Source organism: Halodesulfurarchaeum sp. HSR-GB, from assembly GCF_031432215.1.
Classification (GTDB): Archaea; Halobacteriota; Halobacteria; order Halobacteriales; family Halobacteriaceae; genus Halodesulfurarchaeum.
The window spans coordinates 1,503,971-1,528,438 of record NZ_JAVKGN010000001.1 but is presented as its reverse complement, the minus strand read 5'-3'; the positions used below and the strand labels follow the sequence as shown (position 1 = coordinate 1,528,438).

Sequence of the window (24,468 nt, the reverse complement as noted above, 5' to 3'; positions counted from 1 at the left end):
CGATGCACGGTCCAACAGTGGTATTGTGCGCCTATTACATAACCCTAAAGTAGCCCCGTCGGATACCTGGGAGTACCATGAGCGAGACATCGGACAAACTCGAATCGATACGCGAACAAAAACGGACGGAGATCAAGTCGGAGATGGGTGAGACCACCGACGAGACGGGGACCACTGCGGGCTCTCCCGACGAGCCGATTCATATCCGTTCGCCGGATCACTTCAACGAGGTACTCGAGTCCCACGATGTCGTGCTCACGGACTTCCACGCGGATTGGTGTGGACCGTGCAAGATGCTCGCCCCGATCGTCGAGGAACTCGCAGCCGAAACGGATGCCACGATGGCGAAAGTGGATGTCGACGAACTGCAACAACTCGCCCAGCAGCATCGCGTCCAGGGCGTGCCGACGATGATCCTCTTCGTCGACGGTGAGGTTGCCGAGCGGATCGTCGGCGTCCGGGAGAAGAGCGACATTCGCCGGCTGCTCGAACGGGAAGGCGCGGCCTGAAATCGAAGTCGATTACGTCACGGGCGGCGGTGAAGCGGTGTCGTCCGATCCCTCCCCGTACTTCTCGCGGAACCGTCCGATGAGATAGCCGATCTGGGCGTACCAGTCGTTGAGTTTGGCCTGCATCTCGTCGGCGATCTCGTCAGGATCCGTGATCCGGTAGACGTGGTAGTATCCACCGCGGTCGTAGTTGACCTGCTCTTTTCTGACGAGTCCGAACTGTAGCAGGCGCTGGACGGACCGGTAGACGGTCGACCGCTCACGGTCGACCGAATCGGCCAGTTCGTCGACGGTGAGCGGGTCCTCGGCCTTCGATAGGACACGGAAACAGTGCCGATCCAGTTCGTTGAGATCGTAGAGACACTCGAGGAGGGTCTCACACTCGAGGTCCCGCTCGAGATGACGGTTCAACGCCTCGACCATTCAATCGGACCTTCTCGGTCGAGGGTCAAAAGTCTTGCTCGGTACATCCAATATTACACACAGCGACTCAGTTTTCGATCGATCCCGAGAGGACCTTCGCAGCCGTGAGGACGGGATCCCAGGTCGGTCCGAACGGCGGCGCATAGGAGAGATCGAGAGATTCCAGTTCCTCGACGGTCATGCCCGCATGCAGGGCAGTCGCGACGGTGTCGATACGCTTTGGAACTCCTTCCTCCCCCACCATACTCGCGCCGAGAACACGCCCCGTCAAGCGATCCGCTGTAAGCGTCACGTCGATCGGAAACCCGCCGGGGTAGTACCCCGCCCTGGACCGTGTGGTGATCGTCCGGGAGACCAAATCGAACCCGGCCTCCGCCGCTCGCGTCTCGTCCAACAGCCCGGTCCGGGCTGCCTGCAGGTCGAAGGCTTTGACCGACGCCGTTCCGGCGATCTCTCCGACCGGAGCCGGATCGTCTGCTACCGTCTGGCCCACGGCTCGGCCAGCCCGATTTGCCGTCAGGGCGAGTGGAACGTGTGTCGGTTCGCCCGTCACCGTATGGGTCATCTCCGCACAATCACCGGCTGCGTAGACGTTCGGCACCGAGGTGCGCCCGTGCTCGTCGGTTGCAATTGCCCCGCTCTCGCCGATTTCGATCCCGGCCGAGTCGGCCAGCGCGGTATTGGGAGTCACGCCAGCGCCAACCAGTACCATGTCTACCGGGACCGAACCATCCGGTGTCTCGACCGCCGTGACAGATTCCGCCCCTTCGAATCCCTCGACGGTCGTATCGAGGTAAAGCGAGACGGTTTGCTCCCGAAGGTGTTCTTCGACACGCGTCCCCACCGTTTCACCAAACGGGGCCAGCACGTGTTCCAGCATCTCGAAGAGGTGGACATCGAGCCCGTGGGCGTGGAAGGCTTCTGCCATCTCGATGCCGACGTACCCACCACCAACGATTCCGACTCGGTCGACGCTGTCGTCGGATTCGAGGCGGTCTTTGATCGCTTTCCCGTGCGCCATGTCGTGAAGCGTATAGACCCCAGCCAGTTCGATCCCGTCGATCGGGGGGACGATCGCACTGGCCCCGGTCGCAATCAGTAACTCGCCATAGGGCTGCTCGATGACTCCGTCCGGCCCATCGACGATTACGACCTGGTTCTCGGGATCGATCGCCGTCGCCTCGTGATTGGTCCGAAGATCGATGTTCCGTTCCTCCCGGAATTCCGTTGGCGTCACGGAGACCAGTTCGTCGAGCGAGTCGATTTCGCCCTTGACATAGTAGGGCAGCCCACAGGCCCCATACGAGACCCACTCGTCGCGTTCGAAGACGACGATATCCCGGTCCGGAGCCTCCCGTCTCGCCTTGCTGGCCGCACTCATTCCGGCAGCGTCCCCACCAATGACGACGAATGGATCAGTCATGGACGAGCGAAGGCCCAGCGCGAAAATAAGCATTGTGACGGGTTGGCAAATTGGCAACAAGATTTTGTCATTGGGTTCGGTAGCCCGATAAGATGAGGACGGCCCCGTTTCGCGAACACACTGAGCAGTACGAGGCCTGGTTCGAGACCTTCGAAGCGGCCTATCAATCAGAGGTGGCTGCCCTCGAGGCGCTCTGGGAGCCGGGCACCCGGTCCCTAGAGGTGGGGGTTGGGACTGGTCAATTTGCTGGGCCCCTGGACGTAACGTACGGCGTCGAGCCGGCGCCCGAGATGCTCGAACACGCCGTCGCTCGGGGGATCAAGTGTCTGCGTGGCGTTGGCGAACAGCTCCCGATTGCCAGTAATAGCATCCAGTCCGTGCTCATGGTTACGACCGTGTGTTTCTTCGAGGACCTTCCGGCCGCACTGGCTGAGGCGAACCGGGTCCTCACCGACGGTGGACAGTTGCTCCTCGGGTTCATCGACCGGGAAAGCAAGGTCGGCAAGCAATACCAGGCGATCAAAGACGAGAGTCCGTTCTACCGCGACGCGACCTTTTATACCACCGAAGAGATCGAATCGGCGCTCCAGACGGCCGGCTTCGATCACTTCGAGACCCGACAGACGATCTTCGACCTGCCGGACCAATTGGACGAGCCTGATCCCGTTCGAGAGGGAACGGGCGAGGGCTCGTTCGTCGCACTCAGCGCACGGGCCTGATCAGGGCTGGTTGAGGTCCCGATGGAGCGTCGATTTGAGATCCAGCACGGGAGACCCGTCGATCATGTCGACCCCACGAACCCCGATTTCGGTTCCTGACACCTCGGTCACCGTACAGGGCGTAATGACGATGGGGTTGGGGCGTGCGGGAGATCGGGAGTTGAACACCCCTCGACCCGGAACCTTGTCGAGTTCGAGCAACGATCGGTCCGCCTCGTCGGCGAACCAGACGACGACGATTTCGTCTCCGACCTCGATTCCCTGCAGCGCCCGTTCGTACGCCGGGTCGATCTCGATGGTCCCCTCGATGTCGTCTTTCAATCCCTGGCTCGGCGCCTCCTGTGAGGTCTCGATCGGCGTGTGAACGGTGCCGATCGGCTCGATATCGAACATGGCTCGATCTCGGTGGCCTGTCAGACAGTTCTTGTGGTCCGGTTGTGAGCCTGATGGCCGTGGCAAACCAAAATAATCTGCTAGATCCCAAAACTTGCATTGTGATTAGCAAAGTTTTTCATTGTCCACCTGCAACGATGGATTGCAATGGCAGAAGACACCGAATCCGACACCCCACGGCTTTCCCTGATCGGGGACCGATTCCCCGACCTGACGGTCGAAACGACCCACGGGGCCAAGCGACTCCCTGACGACTACGAGGACGAGTGGTTCGTCCTGTTCAGCCACCCGGGAGACTTCACCCCGGTCTGTACGACCGAGTTCGCCGCATTCGAACAGCGCCGCGAGGAGTTCGAGGAGCTCAACGCGAACCTCATCGGCCTCTCGGTCGATCGCATCCACTCACACATCAAGTGGACCGACTGGATCGAGGAGGAACTCGACATCGACATCGGCTTCCCGATCATCGCGGACGAGACCGGGACGGTCGGCACCGAACTGGGCATGATTCACCCCGGCGACGGGACCAGCACGGTTCGGGCCGTGTTCCTCGTCGACCCTGAGGGCGTCATCCGTCAGATCCTCTACTACCCCAAGGAGATCGGCCGCAACATCGACGAGATCATCCGCTCGCTCGAAGCGCTGCAGTTCAGCGACGCCGAAGGCGTCGCGACCCCGGCCGACTGGCCCGAGAACGACCTCTTCGGTGACAAGGTCCTTCTGCCGCCGCCCGGAACTGACGAGGACGCCGCGGCCCGCCTGGAGGAAGCAGCGGAGAAGGGCTACGACGCGAAAGATTGGTGGTTCACCCTTCGCGACCGCTAGGCTACACGACACCCTCAACCCCGCCTTTTTGGCACCCCTGACACCCTGCCGTTTTACGGCACCCCACTGACTTTCCTCCTTCCCCGAGCCAAACGTTGAGGATCCAGGCCTGCGAGGGGTCGGTATGACCGACTCGGGACCCACGCTGTTCTGGCATCGTCGCGATCTCCGCACCGTCGACAATCGTGGCCTGGAGGCGGCGAGTGAGTACGGCCAGGTCATTCCTGTCGTTGTCGTCGATCCAGCAGTCCAGACGTATGCCGGCCCCGCTCGACGTGGGTTCTATCATGCATCACTGGCGTCGTTACAGCAAACCTATCGCACGCTCGGGACTGATCTGGAAATCCGCCAGGGCGATCCTCGGACTGCGCTCCCCGAATTGGCCGCGGAGACGGAGGCCGACCGAGTCGTCTGGAACACGGATTACTCCAAATTGGCGACAAAGCGAGACGGGACCGTTCGAGACCGTCTTCCCGAGGAGGTGTCGACACTCGAAATTTCGGACATGACCCTCTACGAACCCGGTTCGATCCTGACTTCGGCTGGGGATCACTACTCGGTGTTTTCGTATTACTACAAGAAGTGGATCGATCGGGACGTTCCCGCACCCGCTCCCCAGCCGTCGCCGGAGGTATTTTCCGACCGGCAGGCGCGTGATATTGACGAGATACAGGCCTCGCCAGTCGACAGCCTCCCACTCCCCGCTGGTCGGCAGGCTGCAGAAGATCGAATGGAGCGATTTCTGGACGGTCCGATTTACGAGTATGCCGAAACCCGCGATCTCCCGGCCGCAGACGGCACCTCGCGACTCTCCCAGGACCTCGCCTTTGGTCTGCTCGGGATTCGGGAACTCCGGAACGCCGTCGACGAGGCAGATGCGACGGCGCCCACAGAGACAGCCATCGATTCTGTCGAGGAGTATCGCCGTCAGCTTGCATGGCGGGATTTCTACATACAGGTACTCGACGCCCATCCCGAGACGGTCACGGAGAACTTCAAGGACTTCGAGCACCCGATCGAGTGGCGGGCGGACCCGGCGGCGTTTCGGGCCTGGACCCAGGGCGAAACGGGCTATCCGATCGTCGACGCCGGCATGCGTCAGTTACAGGCAGAATCGTTCATGCATAACCGGTTACGGATGATCGTCGCCTCGTTTCTGACGAAAGACCTTCAGATCGATTGGCGAGAAGGGTATGCCTGGTTCCGCAAACAACTCCTGGATCACGAGACCGCAAACGACGTCGGGGGGTGGCAGTGGGCTGCCTCGACCGGAACCGACGCCCAGCCGTACTTCCGGATCTTCAACCCGATGACCCAGGGCGAGCGTCACGACCCCGATGCCGAGTACATCAAAACCTACGTACCGGAGCTTCAGAACGTTGATCCCGAAACCATTCATTCCTGGCCGGACGTCGACACGGACCGTCGGGACGAGTTGGCCCCCGACTATCCGGATCCGATCGTAGACCACGCCGAGCGCCGCGAACAGACGATCGAGATGTTCGAACGGGCCCGCGGCGGGTGAATTGCACCCACCAAGGGCTCCATGCCAGTTTGTAAAGGGTCCCTGTGTGCCCCCTCACAAACGTTTATCCGGATTCCAACCATTGACTCATGTGGTGTATTCCCAATGAGCGAGCGTTCGCACCCCGAACTGCCGGAGTTGCCTTACGACTACGACGCCCTCGAACCACATATCTCCGAACAGGTACTCGAGTGGCACCACGATACCCACCATCAGGGCTATGTCAACGGCCTGGACAGTGCCGAGGAGGCCCTCGCCGAGGCCCGCGAAACCGGAGAGACCCACGGCACGCAGGCAGCCCTCAGATCGGTGAGCCACAACGGCTCGGGCCACTATCTCCACACCATGTTCTGGGACAACATGTCCCCGAACGGTGGCGGCGAACCCGAAGGCGCACTGCGAGAGCGAATCGAGGAGGACTTCGGCTCGTATGAGGCCTGGCGGCAGGAATTCGAAGAGGCAGCCGGGTATTCAGCCGGTGGCTGGGCGCTGCTGGTCTATGACCCAGTCGCAAAACAGCTTCGCAACCTGGCCGTCCAGAAGCACAACGACGGCGCGCTGTGGGGTGCTCACCCCATCCTGGCCCTCGACGTGTGGGAGCACTCCTACTACTTCGACTACGGGCCCGCCCGCGGCGACTTCGTCGATGCCTTCTTCGAGGTAATCGACTGGGACGACGTCGCCGAGAACTTCGAGAAGGTCAGCTCTCGGGTCGAGTAACGACCGCCAATCTTACAAGCGAGAGCGCCGGCTCACTCTGTATGCCGGTGCCAAAAACCGACTTCGAGACTATTCACCCCGCGACTTTCTACGAACCTGCTGATCTGCTGGCGGCAGATCAGATGTACACGGTCTACGAGATCGCCCGACTCCTCCAAGAACTCGATCCGGACGCGGAGATCGACCAGGAGACCGAGGCGATTCTCCTCGACTGGGCGATCCCGTGGATCATGGTGCACGCGGACGATCTGGTCGTCGCGGAACCGCGTGCGGACGACGAGCCGGGTTACTATGGGCTCGCTACGGAGTGAACTCGCGAAGACACCCGAGCCACCGGGCCCCGGTAGCCCCTCACACGGCTCACTCGAAACATAACCGTTAAACACAGCAGGGGAATATGGTTGAGTGCACACGCTCCGATAGTGTAGTCCGGCCAATCATATTGCCCTCTCGAGGCAATGACCAGGGTTCAAATCCCTGTCGGAGCACTTTTCGAACGTAGTGAGAAAATGCGATAGAAAGGGATTTGAGCCGCGCAAATCCGACCAACAGGGAGGATTTGCCATCGGGTTCAAATCCCTGTCGGAGCATGCGAGACACGAACGAAGTGAGTGTCTCGATTTTGCGAGCGGTGTAACCGCGAGCATTACAGCGAAGGCCGTTGTTTTGGCCTGAGCGAAACGCACGAAGGATTTAAAGTAGAGAAACGTGAGCGAAGCGAGCGTTTTGCGCGGTTCAAATACGTCCCGATACGTGGCCACACATGACCATCGGGTTTGTCAAAAACGTAGTATGATTACCCGTACGAGCCGCCCCTTACAGTTTCACTCGAAGTTGACGAGGGGCTTGATGACGTTGTCCTCTTTCCCGTCCATGATCCAAAATGCCTCCTCGATGTCGTCGAAGTCGAACTCGTGGGTCGTCATCTTCGTGGGATCGACAACGCCCTGATCGAGAAGTCGGAGAAGGCGCTTGAGGCGGAGGCGGCCCCCGGGACAGAGGTCGGTGACGATCGATATCTCGGCCATGCCGACGCCCCACTCCTCACGCGGGACGTGGCGGAACTCCCCATCGCCGTGGTATCCAATGTTCGAGACGGTGCCTCCAGGCTTCGTGACCTTGATGGCGTCCTGGAAGGTCTGGTCAGCCCCAAGAGCCTCGATGGCCGAGTCGACGCCTTTGCCATCAGTCAATTCCATGATGGCCTCGACCGCATCCTCTTCTGCGAAGTCGACGACATGGTCGGCACCGTATTCACGGGCCAGTTCTTGTCGCTCCGGAACGGTTTCCACGGCAATAATCTCGCCTGCGCCCTGGAGCACGGCCCCTTTGGTGGCCATGAGACCAACAGGGCCCTGCGCGAAGACAGCAACGGTACCGCCAATCGGGATATCGGCGTTTTCGGCGCCCCTGAACCCGGTGGACATCATGTCCGTGGTGTATACCGCCTCGTGATCCGTGACGCCGTCGGGAATGTGCGCAAGATTGCCATCGGCGTCGTTGACGTGGACGTACTCCGCGAACGTGCCGTCCTTGACGTTAGCAAACTTCCACCCGCCGAGTGCCTGGTTCGACTGGGATGGATGCCCGGCCTGGGCGGCCTCCGAGTTCCAGTCGGGTGTGATCGCACCCACGGCGACCCGGTCCCCCGGTTCGAAGTCCGTGACCTCCTCCCCGACTTCGTCGACGACGCCGACGATCTCGTGGCCGAGTGTGAGATCTTCGCGCTCGCCGATCGCACCGTGAACGGTGTGGGTGTCCGACGTGCAGATGAGCCCCTTGGTCGGCTTCAAAATCGCGTCCATCGGCCCCGGTTCCGGCCGCTCTTTTTCGATGATGTCTGTCTCCCCGATCTCCGTCATGACAAATGCTTTCATATCACTTCCTCCCGTGAGAATAGTATTGGACAAATTATATGAATGTTAGGAAATGTTAGGTATTTGTCTAAACGGGGAGCGGGCCCGCTTGCATACCAGTCCCATAGGGGATTCGAGCGATTCGAAATCCAGTCTAAACTCCCCCCCCCCCTTCTTTGGCCCGTCAATTTCGTCTGTGAGATCACAAAGAGCACGGTAACAGGGCATCGCGAACAGGTGGACACAACCAGCCCGCGTCAACTCAAAATTTCAGCCCCTCAATCCGCTCCGTCGATCGAGTAATTAATGCCGCCGTGCACAGTGGGCTTTGCGAAAACCCACGCGAAGCATGATTAATTACCGGCTCGCGGGTTCGGAAACCGCGACGACCTGTTTGCCGATGTTTTCCCCGGAGAAAAGCCCGAGGAAGGCGTTCGGTGCGTTTTCGAGCCCATCAACGATACTTTCCCGGTGGTCGATTTCGCCGGCGGCTACCCACTCGAGGAGTTGCTCGTCGGCCGTTTCGAACCGATTCAGATAGTCGTGGACGAGCAAACCTTGGACTTTCGCACGCACGGGGATGAGCTGCGGAAGTTTTCGCGGGCCAGTCGGCACGCCCTCGTCGTTGTAGTGAGCGATCTGTCCGCAGACCGCGACACGGGCATCGAGATTCAGTTTCGTGAATACTGCGTCCGTAATCGGCCCGCCGACGTTGTCGAAGTAGACGTCGACCCCGTCAGGGGCTGCTTCATCGAGTGCTGCACGGTAATCATCGACCGCCTTGTAATTGATTGCAGCGTCGAAACCGAGGGCCTCGGTGAGCCACTTTACTTTCTCGTCGGAACCCGCAAAGCCGACGGTGTGACACCCGTTTAAGTTCGCGATTTGGCCGACGACGGACCCGACTGCGCCAGCGGCACCGGAGACGACGACGGTATCTCCGGGTTTGGGGTCACCGACCTCAAGTAGCCCGAAGTACGCGGTCCGACCGGGCATTCCGAGTACCCCGAGGTACGCCGGCAAGTCCGCGACCGAAGAATCGACAGAAGTGACACTCTGGGCGTCGAGAACGCTGTAGTCCGCCCAGGTTCCCATGCCAGTCACGAGGTCACCGACGTCGTATGCGTCGCTGTTACTCTCGATGACTTCGCCCACGACGGCGCCTTCCATCGGCTCGCCAATGTTCCAGGGTTCAGCGTACGACTCGGTGTCTCGCATTCGCCCCCGCATGTAGGGATCGACGGAGAGATAGTGAACGTGGACGAGGAGTTCGCCGGGTTGAGTTTCCGGTACCTCACCCTCTCGGAGTTCGAAGCTGTTCATGCCAGGTTCACCAGACGGCCGCTGGACAAACACCCATTCGCGGTTCGAGTCAGGCATACGTGGTGTTGGGTTCCCGCACTGAAACCGGTTCCCCCGGCTGAAATCTTCCGTTTGGATCGCGCTTGGTAACCAATTGCCCGTATCGTTACCTGTTGGAGTCAAGCCCCGTAGCATCCCTCCGACCGCCAGTGAAAGGATCAATACAGTCAATAGCGAACAGTGTTCCACAGTGTCGAACTCGTCAACCGGGACCGCCACGGACCTGTGGACACGGACCCGTATTTCCGTCCGGGCAGCAATCGCCATGGCTCGCCCGTATTTTCTGCTCGGGACGATCCCACTCTATCTCGTCGGTGCGCTGGGGGCCGCCCGGGACCCACGGGCACTAGCCGCCGTCCCGTTTTTCATCGGGCTGGCGGTCGTCTTGACGATCCAATTGCAGACTCACTTTTACAACGAGTATCACGACCGCGAGACCGATCAGACGGCGGCCCCCTCACTGCTCACAGGCGGCAGTGGAGCGCTCGTGGAATACGATATCCCCGACGAGTTCGCGAGGTGGCTGGGCCGTGCCGCCGTGTTGGTAGCCCTTGGGTTGACTTGCGTGCTTGCCATGATTGCGTGCAGGCCCCTGCTACTCGGCGTCGTCTTTCTCGCCATCGCTTTGGGGTGGGCCTACTCCTCGCCACCAGCCAGATTCGTCGCCAGGGGGCTCGGAGAACTGACAGTCGTCGTCTTGGCCGGAGTTCTGGTCCCCCTGTTCGGATTCCTCCTTCAAGACGGGGCTGTCACGCGGAACATCCTGCCCATTCTCGGGACCCTCGTCCCACTTACCTTCGGGATGAATGTCGCGACGACGCTTCCGGATATCGACGGTGATCGCCGAACCGGCAAACGAACCCTGGCGGTTCGACTGGGTGCCCGGCGCGTCGTCCACATCGGGCTCGTGGCGTTTCTCCTGGGGGGTGCCGCTGGAGTGTGGGCACTAGAGCAAATCCTCCCTGGTGCCGGGATGATCGGGCTCGTCGTTGCGGTTGGCGTCTGTCTCATCGGCTGGGGCCCTGTTACTGGGGCCCGATCCGGAGACCAACAGGCAGCATCGCGATTGGCCGTGATCGTCACCGCCGCGTACGGAGCGATAGTCAGCGGGCTCAGTCTCGTCATCGTGGCGGCGGCAGTGGGAATTCAACTACCCTGGTGAGTCCGTTCGTGTCGAGTTTCATTCGCCGGGCCGGTCGTGCCGACTCCTCAAGGGTGAAATACGAGACGCCGGTAGACGACACAGTGACCGCGATGGACGAGCATATCCTCGATTCAGAAAAAGCAGCACAGTTAGAGGACAAAACCAGGTGTCGAATCGTGTCCCAGGAGGAGCTATTAGGTGCTATTGACGACGGAGACACGGTAGTCGATATCGGTTCGGGAACTGGGTTTTTCACGGACGACATGGCGACTCGTGCCCGGAAAGTCTATGCCGTGGACTTCCAGGAAGGAATGCACGAGTTCTACCGGGAGAAAGGCGTGCCGGAGAACGTCGAACTCGTCCACTCACGCGCTTCTGAGATCGAAATCGAGCAGGCCGATGTGATCTTCTCGATCCTCTCCCTTCACGAAATCGACCTCGAGAAGGCACTCGAAACCTTTCAGGAGGTACTCGAACCTGGGGGGAAACTGTTCGTCATCGACTGGAGCCAGAACGCCGCGACAGATGACATTCCGCCACGCGAGAAGCTTTACTCCGCAGAAAGTGCCGCCGAGGTCGTCTCCGAGTTCTTCGACGTCCTCGAGGCCGAAGAACGGTACAACACGTTCAAACTGGTGGCGAAACCCGGGCCACGCTAGTCTCGACGGCTATTCCCACTGGACGCCAGGATTCGAGACGGCTCCGTTGGCCGCCGACCCGAAGTCGCGATGGTACTTCGCCAGGACGCCGTTCTCGTAGGTCGGCTCCGGATCGTGATCGTCGAGTCGGTCCTCGATCTCCGCCGGTGTCAGGTCCACCGATAGTTCGAGTTCGTCGATGTCGATCCGGACCTGATCACCGTCTTCGAGCGCGGCGATCGGGCCCCCGACGAACGCCTCGGGTGCCACGTGCCCGATCGAGAGTCCCCGGGTTGCGCCGGAGAACCGACCGTCAGTAAACAGGGCGACGTCTTCGGCGTGGCCCTGGCCGGCGACGGCCGAGGTAACCCCGAGCATTTCACGCATTCCCGGGCCGCCTCGCGGTCCCTCGTTGCGGATGCAGATGACGTCCCCAGATTCGACGCGACCCGCCTCGACGTACTCCATGGCCGGTTCCTCCGACTCGAAAACCCGGACCGGACCCTCGTGGGCGAGGTGGTCCTTCCCGGTGATTTTGATGACCGCACCGTCCGGCGCGAGGTTGCCCGTGAGAATTCGAATCGCTCCCCGCTCGTGAATCGGATTCTCGACGGGGTGCAAGAAGGAAACGTCGAGTGTGTCGATCGACGGTGGATCGATCCGATCGAGTTCCGCCGCGAGGCTCCGACCCGTCACGGTCATGGCGTCACCGTGGAGCAGTCCGGCCTCGTGAAGGGCTGATAGTACCACTGGCACGCCACCGATTTCGTGCAAGTCGTTCATGACGCGACTCCCACCTGGCTGGAGGTGAGCGATCTTCGGTGTGCGAGCGCTCACCTCGTTGAACGTCTCGATGTCGAGATCCACACCGGCCTCGGCGGCCATCGCGAGCAAGTGCAGCACGGCGTTGGTCGACCCACCGACCGCAACCTGGAGTGCGATGGCGTTTTCGAAGGATTCCCGGGTGAGAAAGTCGGAGGGTCGACGGCGTTCCGAGACGACCTCCACGGCCAGTCGTCCGGCACGGTCGGCTTCCTGGTACCGGGAATCGTGTTCGGCTGGTGGCGAGGCGGACCCCAGCGGTGCAAATCCCAGCGTCTCCGCGATCGAGGCCATCGTGTTGGCGGTGAACATCCCGCCACACGAGCCCGGTCCCGGACAGGCCACTCGTTCCATTCGGTCCAGTTCCTCCGGTTCCATCTCGCCGGAGCTGACCGCACCCACGCTCTCGAACATGTTTTGGATCGTGATTTCCCGACCGTCGTGTTCGCCCGGCATGATCGAGCCGCCATAGAGAAAGACCGCTGGAAGATCCGTTCTGATCGCGGCCATCATCATGCCCGGCATGTTCTTATCACAGCCACCAAGCGTGACCAGGCCGTCCATTCGCTCACCGAAGGCGACCAGTTCGACGGAATCCGCGATCAACTCACGGGAGATCAGCGATGCCTTCATCCCCTCTGTGCCCATCGAGATGGCGTCCGAGATGGTGATTGTCCCGAACTCGATCGCCATTCCGCCCGCCGAATCGATGCCTTCCCGAGCGCTCTCGGCGACGGCATCGAGGTGGACGTTACACGGCGTGATGTCAGCGGCCGGATTCGCGATGCCGATCATCGGCGACGCGAGGTCCTCGTCGTCGTAGTCCATAGCCCGAAACATCGCCCGGTGCGGTGCTCGTTCGGCGCCCTGGACGACTTCGTTGCTCGGCAACGAGGGGTCCTTCTCGTACTGGAACAGGTCGGAATCTCCCTGGTTTGGCATACGAGAGCAACTCTCTCACGACATTTAAAGGGCTGCGTTAGCCACGAAAACCGGCTATTTCGGAATACTCCAGCGGTGCGGTACCGTGGGAATCCCACGGCTTTAGCCGTCCCCAGAACGCTTCGCGTTCTGGTGGGCTACACAAGACCGAAGGTCTTGTGAACGTGGGAGGAGGTCAATGAGCCTACTGCAGGTCGAACCGATCGAGGGTCATCACGTTGTGCCAGGTGTCCACGAAGTCCTCTACGAATTTCCCCTCGCCGTCGTCACTGCCATACACTTCCGCGATTGCCCGGAGTCGTGCATTTGAACCGAAAATCAGGTCCACCCGAGACCCACGCCACTCGACCGCACCCGTTTCGCGGTCACGGAGTTCGAACTCGGTCTCGGATTCGGAGACGGGCACCCACTCGTAATCCATGCTGAGCAGGTTCACGAAGAAATCGTTCGTCAACGTTCTCGGTTCGTCAGTGAAGACACCCAGGTCCGAATCCTCGTAATTTGCCCCCAGCGCACGCATGCCGCCCACCAGGACCGTCATCTCGTCGGCCGCCAGGTTTAGCAGATCTGCCCGGTCTATCAGCAGTTCTTCGGGTTTACGTTCGGCACCGTCCCCGTGATAGTTTCGGAACCCATCGGCGGTCGGTCGAAGCGCCTCGAAGGACTCGACGTCGGTCTGTTCCGGTGACGCGTCGGTCCGACCTGGTTCGAACGGAACGGTCAGATCATAGCCGGCATTCGCAGCCGCCTGCTCGATGGCCGTGTTGCCGCCAAGGACGATTAGATCGGCCAGCGACACCCGAACATCGTCCGACCGCGAGTCGTTGAAATCCGTCCGGATCCCTTCGAGAGTCTGGAGGACAGTTTCCAGGGCCGCCGGTTCGTTGACCTCCCAGTTCTTCTGGGGTTCGAGACGGATGCGAGCGCCGTCCGCGCCACCTCGCTTGTCGCTGTCGCGGTACGTCGCTGCCGACGCCCAGGCGGTTTTGACCAGCTGAGAGATGGAGAGCTCCGAGTCCAGGAGTTCGGCTTTGAGCTCGTTTATCTCCTGGTCTCCGATCAGGTCATAGTCGGCCGCTGGTGTGGGATCCTGCCAGATCATCACCGGCTCGGGAACCTCCGGTCCGAGGAACCGTTCCGGTGGGCCCATGTCGCGGTGGATAAGCTTGTACCACGCTTTCGCGAAGGCCTCCTGGAAACGCTTGGGGTTCTCCTGGAAGCGTTCGAGGACGGCCCGGTACTCGGGGTCCCGCTTGAGCGCGACGTCGGTCGTCAGCATCATCACGTCCTCCGTGTCCGAGGGATCTGCGACCCCCGGTGCAGAATCATCTAGCTCGCCGTTCTGGGTGGTCCACTGCCACGAGCCGCCGGGCCCCTTCTCCGGCCACCACGTGTAATCCAGCAGATTGTCGACGTAGCTCATGTCCCACTGCGTCGGTGTGGTGTTCCATGGACCTTCGATGCCACTCGTGATCGTGTCCGGGCCCTTGCCCTCGCCGTAGTCGTTCTCCCACCCCATGCCCTGTTTCTCGATTGGGGCCGCTGCAGGCTCGGGACCGATGTGCTCCTCTGGATCGGCTGCCCCGTGAACTTTCCCGAAGGTGTGTCCGCCGGCGATGAGTGCGACGGTCTCCTCGTCGTTCATCGCCATCTTCGCAAACGAATCGCGGATGTTCTTGGCAGAAGCCTCGGGGTCAGGTTCCCCGTCTGGACCCTCGGGGTTCACGTAGATGAGCCCCATCACGGTGTTCCCGAGGGGCCACTTGAGGTCCCCCTCCTCGTCGAACCGCTCCTCGGAGGTCGCCTCCCACTCCTCCTCCGGTCCCCAGTCGACGGCTTCGTCGGGCTGGTAATCGTCTTTGCGCCCCCCGGCGAATCCGAAGGTCTCGAATCCCATCGATTCGAGGGCGACGTTGCCGGCCAGGACGATCAGATCCGCCCAGGAAAGGTTACGACCGTACTTCTGTTTTACCGGCCAGAGCAACCGGCGAGCTTTATCGAGGTTCACGTTGTCCGGCCAGCTATCGACCGGTGGCAGCCGCTGTCGGCCGCCGGCCGCGCCGCCACGACCGTCGGAGGTCCGATAGGTGCCGGCGCTGTGCCACGCCATCCGGATGAAAAGCGGGCCATAGTGACCGTAATCCGCCGGCCACCACTCCTGGGAGTTTTTCATGACCGCTTCGAGGTCGTCTTTCACGGCCTGGAAATCGAGTTCCGCAAAGGCCTCGCCGTAATCGAAATCCTCGCCATAGGGGTCGACCGACTGTGCGTTCTGATCCAGAATCTCCAGGTTCAACTGCTCCGGCCACCAGTCACTCGTTCCGAACTTGTGGGTATCGTTTGCCATTAGCGTATGCCCTAAGATACCAACAGCCGGGCGATACTAAAGTCTACGTGCGGAAGAAGAGTGGGACTTCCCTGGAAAACGAGGAGTTTTGCGGTCCAAACTGGTGTCCGAACAAATCTGACAGCCGGGTGGTTTTCGGCCGTCAACTGTGTATTTCAGGCACTCACGACTTGCTCGTCGGCGGATCGAGTATCGGTCGTCTGCACCTGATAAAGACGGCGTCTTCCATGTGCATGAATTTCCGCTGTGATCAGGTCCGCTTCGGTCAGTTCGGAAATCGCATCACATCCAACCCGAAATGGGAGCCGGGTCGCTTCGAGGAGCTCCGCTTGGGTCATGGGCGATTCTTTGGCGAGGGTCTCGAAGACCATCTGTGTGTGCGGGGCCATCTCGTCGACACAATCTGGGCGCTTCATATCAACAGTTTGGGCCAGTTTGTGGGTAAGCCCGATGGGAATGTGATTGGGTTTGGCACCGGGTAACAGTCCCGTGAGTCGCCTCGAAGCGGTTTCGTGAACAGCATACAAAGCCAAAACAGCCCTTGGAAGTCGTTCCGTCGAAGATGTTCGGGAGCAGAAGTAACCGCTTATCGCCCCAAAACCCGACCATGGCATATCAGTTCGAGTGTCAGGCCCCCGATTGTGTGTTCCTGATCCGGGCAGCAGACCCAGCGGAGATCATCTCACAGGTGAAACGACACGCCGAAGCCGACCACGGGAAAACGCCCCCGAGTGACGAACGAGTTCGGAACCGAATGGACACCGTCGAAGTCGAGTGAGGTTCGGCTTAGAAGCAAAAGACGAAGGGATTCATCATCGCCACCCGATCCCCGTCTTCCAGTTTCGTCCGGAACCCGTCCAGGTGGACGTTGAACGTCCCGTTGATCGTGATCCGGGCGAACCGACGGGTTCGTTCGCCCGGTGGATTCCGACTCCAGGTCCCGGGGAGTTCTTCCGGCGGGTCCGCCCATCCATCGGTGGTCTCTTCTTCGGGAGTCGTTGCCAACACCAACTCCTCGACGTCATACGCCTCGAAAAAGGCAGCCAGAAAATCTCCGAGTGTCTCGCCGGCAAAGGAGTAGGTGAGTTCGTGTGCCCCCACGGCATCGCGAACGTGGCCGGTACAGCGAACTGCCACGGTCGTGGTCTTTGTCAGGTCGCCACCCCAGTCAGATCGTTCCATACTGGTCAGAGGGCCTCAGACCGAAAAGGATGTCCGACGAACATATTCGGGTACGTTCGGCCGCCTAACTGTCGTAAAGGACTTCGAGGCGTTTTTCGTACTCCTCTTTTGAGAGTTCGCCAGCCACGAATCGGTCCTTGAGGTCCTCGATCCGCTCTTCGTCCGTCTTGGGTGCCCCTGTCGAGTGCCCACGCCGCGAGTGCTGTTTGTCCCGAGCCATACCCCGCCCGTGTTTCGGGGACCGCAGGTATTCGTAGGCAAAGAGCCCCAGAACGACGAGCAGAACCACTGGGACCCAGAACCCACCCGGACCGACCATTCCGCCACCCCGCATGACGAGGAGGCTACCGAGCATGGATTGCTCCCTCCAATCGCTGGGTTGCCTGTCGAGTGGGCCCCCGACAGACCTCCGTCTCACTGTTTTCAGCGGCCGGGGCCCCGTCCAATAGAAGGTGCCGATCAATCATTCCTGACTGAATGAAAGGAGGAGGTACTCACTCACCTCCATTGTGGCTAACAAACCAAAGTCAATTGCCAATTTCACATTGCCTTGCGATGTGAACAAGCCCGCGAACCAGATAGAGGAGGAACCCAGGGTGAACAGAAAACTTATGGCTGAATGAACGGTTAGTTAAGAACGGGCTCAACGCCCAGACGAGCCCACCCCCTCTCCCCCATTTGCCTGCCATGCTCCCGGGATTCCCCCCTCTTCCGGGAGTTTTTCTTGTTCCACGCTAGCCCCCGGTTTGGGGAAAGTACTACAGGCATACCAGCAGAACCTACCAGCTACCAGAAAATGGATGACACGTCTCACCCCATCCGTGTCCTTCTCGTCGCTAACCGTGATCTAGCGACTCGAACTGTGGCTGGCCTCGCCCAGACGGACACATCCTTCGAGACTGCAATCGCGACAACCGTCTCCGAAGCGCTGGACGCACTCTCACGGACCGAATTTGACTGTGTGGTCTCTGTGTATGCTCTCTCCGAATCGAACGGACTTGCGTTGCTTCGTGACATCAGAAACGTGGACGACGAACTTCCCTTCGTCCTGTACACCGATGACGGGACCGAAGCAGTCGCCGAAGAGGCGTTCACAGCCGGGCCGAACACCTACGTGCAAAAACGTTCAGGCACGGACGATTACGGGTTACTCGCCACTCGGATCGAAAACGCCGTCGCCGAGCGACGAGCCGAAGACAACCGACAGCGACTCGACAGGTTGCGAGCCATCCGACGGGAAATCAATCAGCAGCTAATTCGAGCCCAAACCCGTCGGGAAATCAGTGAGGGGATCTGTGAATCGATGGCTGCCGACAGTCCGTTCGACGTGGTCTGGACCGGTGAGACAGTCGAGAATGCCCGCGAGCTCCGCCCCCGTTCGAGCGGTGGGGACTGTCAATCGATCCAGATTCCCGAGACAGACCCGGACGCCGAGTCGATCCCGAGCGGAGCGGGCCTCGTCCAGGATGCTATCGGGACAGGGACGATCGAAGTTCGAACCGGTGGAGTTGATCCGGGTGGACCGTGGGAGACCGCCGCCTCAAAACGGGGATTCGAGGCAATGGCGGCAGTTCCGCTGGCCACCGAATCCAGAACGTATGGCGTGCTCGTGCTCTATTCGGACTTCCAGTGGCCGTTCGAAGGACCGGCCCGAGAATTGCTTTCCGAACTCGGAACTGACATCGGCCACGCGATTCACGCTGCAACCATCCAGGAGAGGTTGCGAGAGGAACGTGACCGACGGACGGCCCTTTTCGAGAACGCCCCGACACCGATTGCGGCCTCACGGCCAGCCGAGGACGACACACATCGCTTTACCGACGTGAATTCGGCATTCGAGGACGTGTTCGGGTATCCACGTGAAGATCTGATCGGTGAACCCGTCAACGAGGTTCTCATCCCCGAAGACGAGATCGAGACCCACGTCGAGCGGAGAGAACGAGCCGAATCCGGGGAATCGATCACGGGGGAAGTGACTCGACTGACGAAAGCTGGGCCACGGGAGTTTCTCTTTCAACTGATTCCGTACGGGGCGGACGAGGCGGGGATCGAGGGTTCCTACGTGTGGTACACGGACATTTCGGCCCAGAAAGAGCGAGAACGAGCACTGGAGCAAGCTCGGGACGAGTACGAGGAACTGATCAACGGGATGAACGACAGCGTCTGGGTAATCAGCCAGGACGGCCAGTTCATCACCGCGAACGACACCGCAGTGGAGACACTCGGCTATACCGAAACCGAACTTCGGGACATGTCACCCGAAGACATCGACGCGGGACTGTCCGACGATGAGATCGCCGCGTTGATCGAGGGGATGCCCGAGGACGAACAACAGGTTTTCGAGACGAAACACCGGACGAAGTCGGGCCGGGAGATTCCCGTCGAAATCAGTTCCAGCCTGATCACTTACAGGGGCGAACAGGCGATTTTGAGCGTCGCAAGAGACATCACGGAACGAAAAACCCGCGAGAAACGACTCGAACGCTTCGCATCGGTCGTGAGCCACGACCTAAAGAACCCACTCATGGTCGCGGAGGGCCGACTGGAACTACTCGAAGCGGACTGTGAGAGCGATCACCTCGATCCGATCGAACAGTCACTGACCCGCATGAACGACCTGATCGAGGACCTCCTGGAACTCGCTCGTCGAGGCGACTCCGTCGGGGAGATGCAGGCCATCGATATCGAGACGGTAGTCAAACAGAGCTGGGACACCATCGAAACCAGGGAGGCATCGATCGAGGTTACGACACACAAAACGATCGCCGCCGATCGCAGCCGGCTTCGACAGTTGTTCGAGAACCTCCTGGGGAACGCCGTCGAACACGCTGGACCCGCTGTCACGGTGACCGTCGGAAATCTCGAGGACGGGTTCTACGTCGCTGACGACGGTCGAGGCATTCCACCGCCCGAGCGAGAGTCGATCACCGAAATCGGGTATTCGACTGCGGCTGACGGGACCGGCCTCGGATTGAGTATCGTCGAGCAAGTCACGAACGCACATGACTGGACGCTAACCGTCACCGAGAGCGAATCCGGCGGCGCTCGATTCGAGATCACGGGAGTCGATGTGGATCGCTCCTGAGGTGCCCACACAATTGGGCTCGCTGCTTACCCATAACCGGCAATTTTGTCCGAATATGGCACCCGAACCCTGTCTGAACGACCTCCCGCCGAGCGCAAAGCTGGTCTACACGGTCCTGGAGTACGACGCCCCGCTCACGCAGAAAGCCCTGGTCGAGGAGACGAACCTCTCCGCCCGGACGGTCCGCTATGCCCTTGACAGACTCGACGAGTGTAACTACATCACCGAGGACGTGTACCTGCGAGATGCAAGGCAGAGCCTGTACCGACTAAACACGACGGCCGAGGAACAGACGGGCGAATCGACGCCCGAACCGGCCTGACCCCTGAAATTACTGGGGCCGGCCCGGATCCGCTAAATCGAAGCGGCAACACAAATTATCGAACGACACAGACTGCCGACGAGGCACGGCGTGTCACCGTATCAGCTACCGATCCGAGAAGCACCCGTGAAAGGCCCGATCGACCGTGACTCCCGAGAACGATGACATCGATGTCGTGGCTGTCTGCGAACTCGATAATCTCCCGGGGAGCCGGCCCAATTGTAGTCGTGGTGCTAATGGACCGATTCTTTACGTTCGCGATTTCTTCTGCCTGTTCGAGTAACCGCTCGGAGCGTTCATGGGCCCGCTCGCGCAACCGTTCGGACCCGACCAACAGTTTGGCACTGTAACTCTCTTCTACGTAATCGATCACGTGAAGCACTCTAATCGATGCCTCGGGATACACGTCGAGGGCATGCTCGAGGGCCTACCGGGAAAGTTGTGTCCCATCGAAAGCCACGAGCACGCGTTCAATACTGGTCATAGCTCCCAATTCGAACCGGCCCAAGAAGTAACTCGGGCCTCGAACGTTGAGCTACATCGGCAGAACCACCAGCAAAACGGGCACGAGGAGTAAAGCAAGTAAAAACGCTCCGAGCACCCGTCGATCAGTTTCAAGATGGTTTTGGACATTCGCGACGGGCCGGTAGTACGCTGGATACCACACCAGGAACCCAGTGATTAGGAGGCTTCCCGCACCCAAAACGGTCATGATGACCAGTAGCGCCACCGGTGATTCCAGCAAAATAGCTACCGCGAGGGTGTCGGCAAACGTCCCAATATTCGCACCGAGGATATACGGCACGATCTCCCTGCGTTTCACGTAGCCTCGATTGTACAGAGGGACGATCACACCCAGGGAGAACGCCACGCTGGTAGTAACAGCAGTAACCAACAGGCCGATGCCGAAGGCCACCCAGCGGTTCCGAAACCGACCGAAAAGTCCCTCACGGAGCCACGTGGTATTGACCCGACCGAGTGTCCGATCGAACAACGTGAGACTCGCAAAGAGGACCCCGACAGCGATAGCGAGCCCCGGCCAGACGCCGAGCGACGAAACGACGGCGCGAGTAATGGGCTGAAAGACGACCAACAACTGAAATCCGGTGACGCTCCCGACGATGAGACCGCCGACCGAGTGTTCCAGCGATGGCAATACGAGGTAGCCCAACACCGTCGCCGGGAGGTATATTGAGTGCGTGACGATGAAGGTCAAAAGCCCCAGTTCCGTTGCATGACCCAGCGAATACCGATGTTTCTGGAAATAATCCATCGCCCCGACAAACAGGACGATCGCCGCACTCCCCAATCGCGACCCAATCACCATCAGAAACAGTTCCGTACTGCTAATAATTGATACGTCGAAGAGTGACACCGAGATCGCAGCGACGATCGACCCGTTTGTCACCACGTACGTTGCAAGCCAGCTCACGCCGAGTGCCGAACCGTCACCGCTGACGATTCGTCTGAAGAGTCGTTCCAGGGGGCCCGCCGCGGCTTCGGTCGAGGCCCCAAGCAACTGTACGGCAAAAAGGAAGAGTCCAAGCGCGGCGAGCGCTCCAAACAGGACGGGGCCGGACTCTCTTATCCACGTCAGCAACCGCGAGTCATCATGTGGCACGTTCTACAGGAAGAAACGGCAGGATGGGTACAAAAATTTCCGGGAAGTGAAACGTTCGGCCAGGAAGGGGGCAGACAGAGAGCACATCTATTACCGCGCAATTCTCGTGCGTGCTTTCTTGATCGCCCTCTGGGAACTACTCTGGTCGATCACATGCCCCACGAGGACCGAAACTCGATCAGTCACTCGGGGCTGGAGCCCCGACGTCGTTGACGTCGATCTCGCCGGTAAGTTCGTTCGTCGGATAGGGCATGTCGATCCCCGCCTCGTCGAACCGCTCCTTGACCGCCTCGACGAACTGCGCTCGCACCCCACCGTACCCGTGTTCCTGCGGATCGATCCAGACCCGCCCCGACAAAACGACGGCTGAGTCTCCGAGTTCTACGACCGGAGCACTGGGTTCCGGATCCTGGAGAACGGCGTCGATCTGTGCAGCTTCCTCCAGGATAGCTGCACGGGCTTCCTGAATATCGTCGCCATACCCGATCCCGAAACCGACTGCGATTCGGCGCCGGTCGTTCGCCACGTTGTTGAAGACGGCGTTCCCAGCGAGTTCGCTGTTCGGGACCGTGACCAGCTCGTTATCGAAGGTGTCCAGTTTCGTCACCCGGAGCTCGATGTCCCGAACGACGGCACTTTTGTCGTTCCACTCGATCCAGTCCCCGACGACGAACGGCTTGTCCTGGAGGATGAAAATCCCCGCGACGAAGTTGGCGATGAGATCCCGGGCCGCAAACCCAACAGCCAGGGCGAGGGCGCCAGCCAGAGTCGCGAACGCGGCGAGCACGACACCGAAACCGGCCACGGTCGCGGCGATCGCGATCGCGAATACCACTGTGACCCCGCTGGCCACGCTAACCGCGAGGGAGATGAGGGTCTCTTCGAACCCGCGTTGCTCGAGTGCCGATCGGACCATCCGAGTCACGATGGGTTTACCCAGCCAATACAGCAGCCCGAAGACGACCAGGAACAGAAAAACCCTCGTGAGAGCGGTCAATAGGAGCGGTACGTACGGTTCGACGGCGAACCGGAGTTGAATTGGTATCATACCACGACTCAATCTTGGCGCAGCTATTTCTTAATACTATGTCATGATATCCTGGCCCCGAGACAGTTTGGCGGCTCCGACTGGAAGGACATCGGGCTCGAGGTTCCACGCTTCAATCGGTACGCTTAGCAAGGCCCGCCTACAAGACCGCGTCATGTCCGATACCGCTCCGGTATCGAAATCACGACTGGGGCGGCCGAGCAGCCGGACCACGCCGTGATTATCAATGAGGGGGAAATTGCCATAGCATGACACGAGTCGTCGCTCAGGGAACGTTCGATATCGTCCATCCCGGTCATCTCCACTATCTTCAGGAAGCAAAGGCCATGGGCGATGAGCTTCACGTCATCGTCGCCCGCCGACAGAACGTCACTCACAAGGAACCGCCGGTGTTGTCGAACCGGCAGCGGCGGGACGTGATCGCAGCCCTCGAAACGGTCGACGTCGCCCACGTCGGCCACGAGACCGACATCTTTGCCCCGATCGAGGAGATTGACCCCGACGTGATCGCGCTTGGGTTCGATCAACACCACGACGCCGACGGGATTCGCGAGGCACTCGCCGAACGGGGAATCGACTGCCGGGTCGACCGTGTCACGGGTCGTGAACCGCGATACGACGAGGAAATCCTCTCGACGGGGGCCATCATCGAACGGATCCTCGAACAGCGGGGGTCCGAGTAGTCCGCTCCAGGAAACCGTTTTAGGAACCCACCTCGTCAGTTCGTCCGTGAGCGTTCGCGAATTGGTTCGAGGAACTGTCGGCTGGGATACCCTGGAAGCGGTCGGCCAGGAACTCGCCAGTCGCTACGATCGGGAATACGTCAGGATCGAATTCCTCGAGGCCGAAAACTGGCTGTCGATCCCCTGTGTGGTCGACCGGCAGTGGTTCGTCAAGATCATCACACCCCGGAACGCGTTCGTGCACGCTGTTTTCACCGGCGCGCGGAACATCGGCGCGTTTTCGAGCGGGAGCGAGGGCTTTTTCGAGCACTTCGAGGACCCGGGTGCGATGGCGCGTCACGAACTCGACGCGACGAGACAGATGCGGGCGGCGGGTGTCAACGCGCCGGCCCCAATCGAAGCCTTCGAAGTCGGAGATGTGGGGGTCGTCGTTCTGGACTATCTGGATGGGTTCCAAACGCTGGATGAGCTCTCACCTGCCCGGGTGCGAGAAGTCCTTCCGGATCTCTTTGCGGCCCTCTCGGCCATGCATCACAACGAGTTGACACACGGCGATCTTCGGGCGGAGAACGTCCTCGTTCTCGATGACGAGGTGTACTTCATCGACGCGACAGCCGTCCGGAAACGAGGGATCCCCCAGGCACGGGCCTACGATCTGGCGTGTGCACTCGGGACACTGGAACCCCTCGTCGGAGCTGCCGACGCGGTCGATGGAGCCGTAACCGAGTACGGAATCGAAGTCGTGCTCCAAGCCGTGGACTTCCTCGACTTCGTCAACATTCGCCCGGATCACGACTTCGACGCGGCGGCTGTGAAAGGCGAGATCAATACGATCGCCTCGGATCGACCATCCTGAAGCCGAAGGCGGAGGGGAAGCCC

At 60.3% G+C, this 24,468-nt stretch carries 25 protein-coding genes, 1 tRNA gene and 1 pseudogene; 14 read left to right on the top strand and 13 right to left on the bottom strand.

The genetic code is table 11. The features are described from left to right. Nucleotides 1-77 precede the first annotated feature (77 nt). Nucleotides 78-509 carry a thioredoxin gene (gene trxA / locus RH831_RS08060; protein ID WP_310553695.1) on the top strand — a complete coding sequence of 144 codons (432 nt, stop codon included), beginning with the start codon at nucleotides 78-80 and terminating at the stop codon, nucleotides 507-509. Between the two features lie 12 nt (nucleotides 510-521). On the opposite strand, the gene RH831_RS08055 is transcribed toward trxA, so the two are convergent. Continuing rightward, nucleotides 522-932, bottom strand: a complete 411-nt coding sequence (locus tag RH831_RS08055; protein WP_310553694.1) for a helix-turn-helix domain-containing protein — start codon at nucleotides 930-932, stop codon at nucleotides 522-524. Between the two features lie 67 nt (nucleotides 933-999). Further along, nucleotides 1,000-2,355 (bottom strand): FAD-dependent oxidoreductase, encoded by a 1,356-nt coding sequence (locus tag RH831_RS08050; protein ID WP_310553693.1) that lies wholly within the window; start codon nucleotides 2,353-2,355, stop codon nucleotides 1,000-1,002. Nucleotides 2,356-2,447: 92 nt separating this feature from the next. On the opposite strand from RH831_RS08050, the gene RH831_RS08045 reads away from it, so the two are divergent. Continuing rightward, entirely contained in the window at nucleotides 2,448-3,074 is a 627-nt protein-coding gene (locus RH831_RS08045) for a class I SAM-dependent methyltransferase (RefSeq protein WP_310553692.1), read from the top strand. On the opposite strand, the gene RH831_RS08040 is transcribed toward RH831_RS08045, so the two are convergent. Further along, nucleotides 3,075-3,467, bottom strand: a complete 393-nt coding sequence (locus RH831_RS08040) for an SAM-dependent methyltransferase (protein WP_310553691.1) — start codon at nucleotides 3,465-3,467, stop codon at nucleotides 3,075-3,077. A gap of 147 nt (nucleotides 3,468-3,614) precedes the next feature. Between RH831_RS08040 and RH831_RS08035 the strand changes: the two genes are divergently transcribed. The 5 genes from RH831_RS08035 (at nucleotide 3,615) to RH831_RS08015 (ending at nucleotide 7,025) form a co-directional block, all read left to right on the top strand. After that, entirely contained in the window at nucleotides 3,615-4,292 is a 678-nt protein-coding gene (locus RH831_RS08035) for a peroxiredoxin (RefSeq protein ID WP_310553690.1), read from the top strand. Nucleotides 4,293-4,416: 124 nt separating this feature from the next. Then, nucleotides 4,417-5,817, top strand: coding sequence for a deoxyribodipyrimidine photo-lyase (locus tag RH831_RS08030; RefSeq protein ID WP_310553689.1), 1,401 nt, complete (start codon nucleotides 4,417-4,419; stop codon nucleotides 5,815-5,817). A gap of 105 nt (nucleotides 5,818-5,922) precedes the next feature. Further along, nucleotides 5,923-6,537, top strand: a complete 615-nt coding sequence (gene sod, locus RH831_RS08025; protein ID WP_310553688.1) for a superoxide dismutase — start codon at nucleotides 5,923-5,925, stop codon at nucleotides 6,535-6,537. Between the two features lie 41 nt (nucleotides 6,538-6,578). Then, nucleotides 6,579-6,848: a DUF5827 family protein gene (locus RH831_RS08020; protein ID WP_310553687.1), complete on the top strand. Its 270-nt coding sequence runs from the start codon at nucleotides 6,579-6,581 to the stop codon at nucleotides 6,846-6,848. A gap of 102 nt (nucleotides 6,849-6,950) precedes the next feature. After that, nucleotides 6,951-7,025, top strand: a tRNA-Glu gene (locus RH831_RS08015). Nucleotides 7,026-7,361: 336 nt separating this feature from the next. Here RH831_RS08015 and RH831_RS08010 read toward each other — a convergent pair. After that, nucleotides 7,362-8,414, bottom strand: a complete 1,053-nt coding sequence (locus tag RH831_RS08010) for an NAD(P)-dependent alcohol dehydrogenase (RefSeq protein ID WP_310553686.1) — start codon at nucleotides 8,412-8,414, stop codon at nucleotides 7,362-7,364. A gap of 336 nt (nucleotides 8,415-8,750) precedes the next feature. Further along, nucleotides 8,751-9,773 carry an NADP-dependent oxidoreductase gene (locus tag RH831_RS08005; protein WP_310553685.1) on the bottom strand — a complete coding sequence of 341 codons (1,023 nt, stop codon included), beginning with the start codon at nucleotides 9,771-9,773 and terminating at the stop codon, nucleotides 8,751-8,753. Nucleotides 9,774-10,020: 247 nt separating this feature from the next. Between RH831_RS08005 and RH831_RS08000 the strand changes: the two genes are divergently transcribed. After that, entirely contained in the window at nucleotides 10,021-10,917 is an 897-nt protein-coding gene (locus tag RH831_RS08000; protein ID WP_310553684.1) for a prenyltransferase, read from the top strand. Between the two features lie 92 nt (nucleotides 10,918-11,009). Continuing rightward, nucleotides 11,010-11,558: a class I SAM-dependent methyltransferase gene (locus RH831_RS07995; RefSeq protein WP_310554143.1), complete on the top strand. Its 549-nt coding sequence runs from the start codon at nucleotides 11,010-11,012 to the stop codon at nucleotides 11,556-11,558. Nucleotides 11,559-11,567: 9 nt separating this feature from the next. Here RH831_RS07995 and ilvD read toward each other — a convergent pair whose 3' ends face one another. The 3 genes from ilvD to RH831_RS07980 form a co-directional block, all read right to left on the bottom strand. Continuing rightward, nucleotides 11,568-13,301 carry a dihydroxy-acid dehydratase gene (gene ilvD / locus RH831_RS07990; protein WP_310553683.1) on the bottom strand — a complete coding sequence of 578 codons (1,734 nt, stop codon included), beginning with the start codon at nucleotides 13,299-13,301 and terminating at the stop codon, nucleotides 11,568-11,570. Nucleotides 13,302-13,485: 184 nt separating this feature from the next. Then, nucleotides 13,486-15,648 carry a catalase/peroxidase HPI gene (gene katG / locus RH831_RS07985; protein WP_310553682.1) on the bottom strand — a complete coding sequence of 721 codons (2,163 nt, stop codon included), beginning with the start codon at nucleotides 15,646-15,648 and terminating at the stop codon, nucleotides 13,486-13,488. A gap of 155 nt (nucleotides 15,649-15,803) precedes the next feature. Continuing rightward, nucleotides 15,804-16,064, bottom strand: a complete 261-nt coding sequence (locus RH831_RS07980; protein ID WP_310553681.1) for a hypothetical protein — start codon at nucleotides 16,062-16,064, stop codon at nucleotides 15,804-15,806. Between the two features lie 191 nt (nucleotides 16,065-16,255). Between RH831_RS07980 and RH831_RS07975 the strand changes: the two genes are divergently transcribed. Then, nucleotides 16,256-16,426, top strand: a complete 171-nt coding sequence (locus tag RH831_RS07975; RefSeq protein ID WP_310553680.1) for a DUF1059 domain-containing protein — start codon at nucleotides 16,256-16,258, stop codon at nucleotides 16,424-16,426. 8 nt (nucleotides 16,427-16,434) lie between these two features. Here the strand turns inward: RH831_RS07975 and RH831_RS07970 are convergent, their stop codons facing one another. Further along, nucleotides 16,435-16,830 (bottom strand): pterin cluster protein, encoded by a 396-nt coding sequence (locus RH831_RS07970; RefSeq protein ID WP_310553679.1) that lies wholly within the window; start codon nucleotides 16,828-16,830, stop codon nucleotides 16,435-16,437. Between the two features lie 64 nt (nucleotides 16,831-16,894). After that, nucleotides 16,895-17,185, bottom strand: coding sequence for an SHOCT domain-containing protein (locus RH831_RS07965; protein WP_310553678.1), 291 nt, complete (start codon nucleotides 17,183-17,185; stop codon nucleotides 16,895-16,897). 441 nt (nucleotides 17,186-17,626) lie between these two features. Between RH831_RS07965 and RH831_RS07960 the strand changes: the two genes are divergently transcribed. Next, complete coding sequence (locus RH831_RS07960) at nucleotides 17,627-19,915, top strand: PAS domain S-box protein (protein WP_310553677.1); 2,289 nt, start codon at nucleotides 17,627-17,629, stop codon at nucleotides 19,913-19,915. Nucleotides 19,916-19,970: 55 nt separating this feature from the next. After that, entirely contained in the window at nucleotides 19,971-20,237 is a 267-nt protein-coding gene (locus RH831_RS07955) for a helix-turn-helix domain-containing protein (protein WP_071933083.1), read from the top strand. 55 nt (nucleotides 20,238-20,292) lie between these two features. Here RH831_RS07955 and RH831_RS07950 read toward each other — a convergent pair. The 3 genes and pseudogenes from RH831_RS07950 to RH831_RS07940 all read right to left on the bottom strand — a co-directional run. Then, nucleotides 20,293-20,652: pseudogene (locus tag RH831_RS07950) on the bottom strand (universal stress protein); the annotation flags it as partial. Nucleotides 20,653-20,772: 120 nt separating this feature from the next. Next, nucleotides 20,773-21,612: a sodium:phosphate symporter gene (locus tag RH831_RS07945; RefSeq protein ID WP_310553676.1), complete on the bottom strand. Its 840-nt coding sequence runs from the start codon at nucleotides 21,610-21,612 to the stop codon at nucleotides 20,773-20,775. Between the two features lie 424 nt (nucleotides 21,613-22,036). Further along, nucleotides 22,037-22,906, bottom strand: coding sequence for a mechanosensitive ion channel family protein (locus RH831_RS07940; protein WP_310553675.1), 870 nt, complete (start codon nucleotides 22,904-22,906; stop codon nucleotides 22,037-22,039). Between the two features lie 248 nt (nucleotides 22,907-23,154). Here RH831_RS07940 and RH831_RS07935 point away from each other — a divergent pair, with 248 nt between their 5' ends. Continuing rightward, nucleotides 23,155-23,589 (top strand): adenylyltransferase/cytidyltransferase family protein, encoded by a 435-nt coding sequence (locus RH831_RS07935; RefSeq protein ID WP_310553674.1) that lies wholly within the window; start codon nucleotides 23,155-23,157, stop codon nucleotides 23,587-23,589. Between the two features lie 46 nt (nucleotides 23,590-23,635). Next, nucleotides 23,636-24,445: an RIO1 family regulatory kinase/ATPase gene (locus tag RH831_RS07930; RefSeq protein WP_310553673.1), complete on the top strand. Its 810-nt coding sequence runs from the start codon at nucleotides 23,636-23,638 to the stop codon at nucleotides 24,443-24,445. Nucleotides 24,446-24,468: the final 23 nt, after the last annotated feature.

Bases quoted from the DNA above. Each gene is read 5' to 3' on its own strand.
- trxA (WP_310553695.1), top strand. From the start codon at position 78: ATGAGCGAGACATCGGACAAACTCGAATCGATACGCGAACAAAAACGG.
- RH831_RS08055 (WP_310553694.1), bottom strand. From the start codon at position 932: ATGGTCGAGGCGTTGAACCGTCATCTCGAGCGGGACCTCGAGTGTGAG.
- RH831_RS08050 (WP_310553693.1), bottom strand. From the start codon at position 2,355: ATGACTGATCCATTCGTCGTCATTGGTGGGGACGCTGCCGGAATGAGT.
- RH831_RS08045 (WP_310553692.1), top strand. From the start codon at position 2,448: ATGAGGACGGCCCCGTTTCGCGAACACACTGAGCAGTACGAGGCCTGG.
- RH831_RS08040 (WP_310553691.1), bottom strand. From the start codon at position 3,467: ATGTTCGATATCGAGCCGATCGGCACCGTTCACACGCCGATCGAGACC.
- RH831_RS08035 (WP_310553690.1), top strand. From the start codon at position 3,615: ATGGCAGAAGACACCGAATCCGACACCCCACGGCTTTCCCTGATCGGG.
- RH831_RS08030 (WP_310553689.1), top strand. From the start codon at position 4,417: ATGACCGACTCGGGACCCACGCTGTTCTGGCATCGTCGCGATCTCCGC.
- sod (WP_310553688.1), top strand. From the start codon at position 5,923: ATGAGCGAGCGTTCGCACCCCGAACTGCCGGAGTTGCCTTACGACTAC.
- RH831_RS08020 (WP_310553687.1), top strand. From the start codon at position 6,579: ATGCCGGTGCCAAAAACCGACTTCGAGACTATTCACCCCGCGACTTTC.
- RH831_RS08010 (WP_310553686.1), bottom strand. From the start codon at position 8,414: ATGAAAGCATTTGTCATGACGGAGATCGGGGAGACAGACATCATCGAA.
- RH831_RS08005 (WP_310553685.1), bottom strand. From the start codon at position 9,773: ATGCCTGACTCGAACCGCGAATGGGTGTTTGTCCAGCGGCCGTCTGGT.
- RH831_RS08000 (WP_310553684.1), top strand. From the start codon at position 10,021: ATGGCTCGCCCGTATTTTCTGCTCGGGACGATCCCACTCTATCTCGTC.
- RH831_RS07995 (WP_310554143.1), top strand. From the start codon at position 11,010: ATGGACGAGCATATCCTCGATTCAGAAAAAGCAGCACAGTTAGAGGAC.
- ilvD (WP_310553683.1), bottom strand. From the start codon at position 13,301: ATGCCAAACCAGGGAGATTCCGACCTGTTCCAGTACGAGAAGGACCCC.
- katG (WP_310553682.1), bottom strand. From the start codon at position 15,648: ATGGCAAACGATACCCACAAGTTCGGAACGAGTGACTGGTGGCCGGAG.
- RH831_RS07980 (WP_310553681.1), bottom strand. From the start codon at position 16,064: ATGAAGCGCCCAGATTGTGTCGACGAGATGGCCCCGCACACACAGATG.
- RH831_RS07975 (WP_310553680.1), top strand. From the start codon at position 16,256: ATGGCATATCAGTTCGAGTGTCAGGCCCCCGATTGTGTGTTCCTGATC.
- RH831_RS07970 (WP_310553679.1), bottom strand. From the start codon at position 16,830: ATGGAACGATCTGACTGGGGTGGCGACCTGACAAAGACCACGACCGTG.
- RH831_RS07965 (WP_310553678.1), bottom strand. From the start codon at position 17,185: ATGCTCGGTAGCCTCCTCGTCATGCGGGGTGGCGGAATGGTCGGTCCG.
- RH831_RS07960 (WP_310553677.1), top strand. From the start codon at position 17,627: ATGGATGACACGTCTCACCCCATCCGTGTCCTTCTCGTCGCTAACCGT.
- RH831_RS07955 (WP_071933083.1), top strand. From the start codon at position 19,971: ATGGCACCCGAACCCTGTCTGAACGACCTCCCGCCGAGCGCAAAGCTG.
- RH831_RS07940 (WP_310553675.1), bottom strand. From the start codon at position 22,906: ATGATACCAATTCAACTCCGGTTCGCCGTCGAACCGTACGTACCGCTC.
- RH831_RS07935 (WP_310553674.1), top strand. From the start codon at position 23,155: ATGACACGAGTCGTCGCTCAGGGAACGTTCGATATCGTCCATCCCGGT.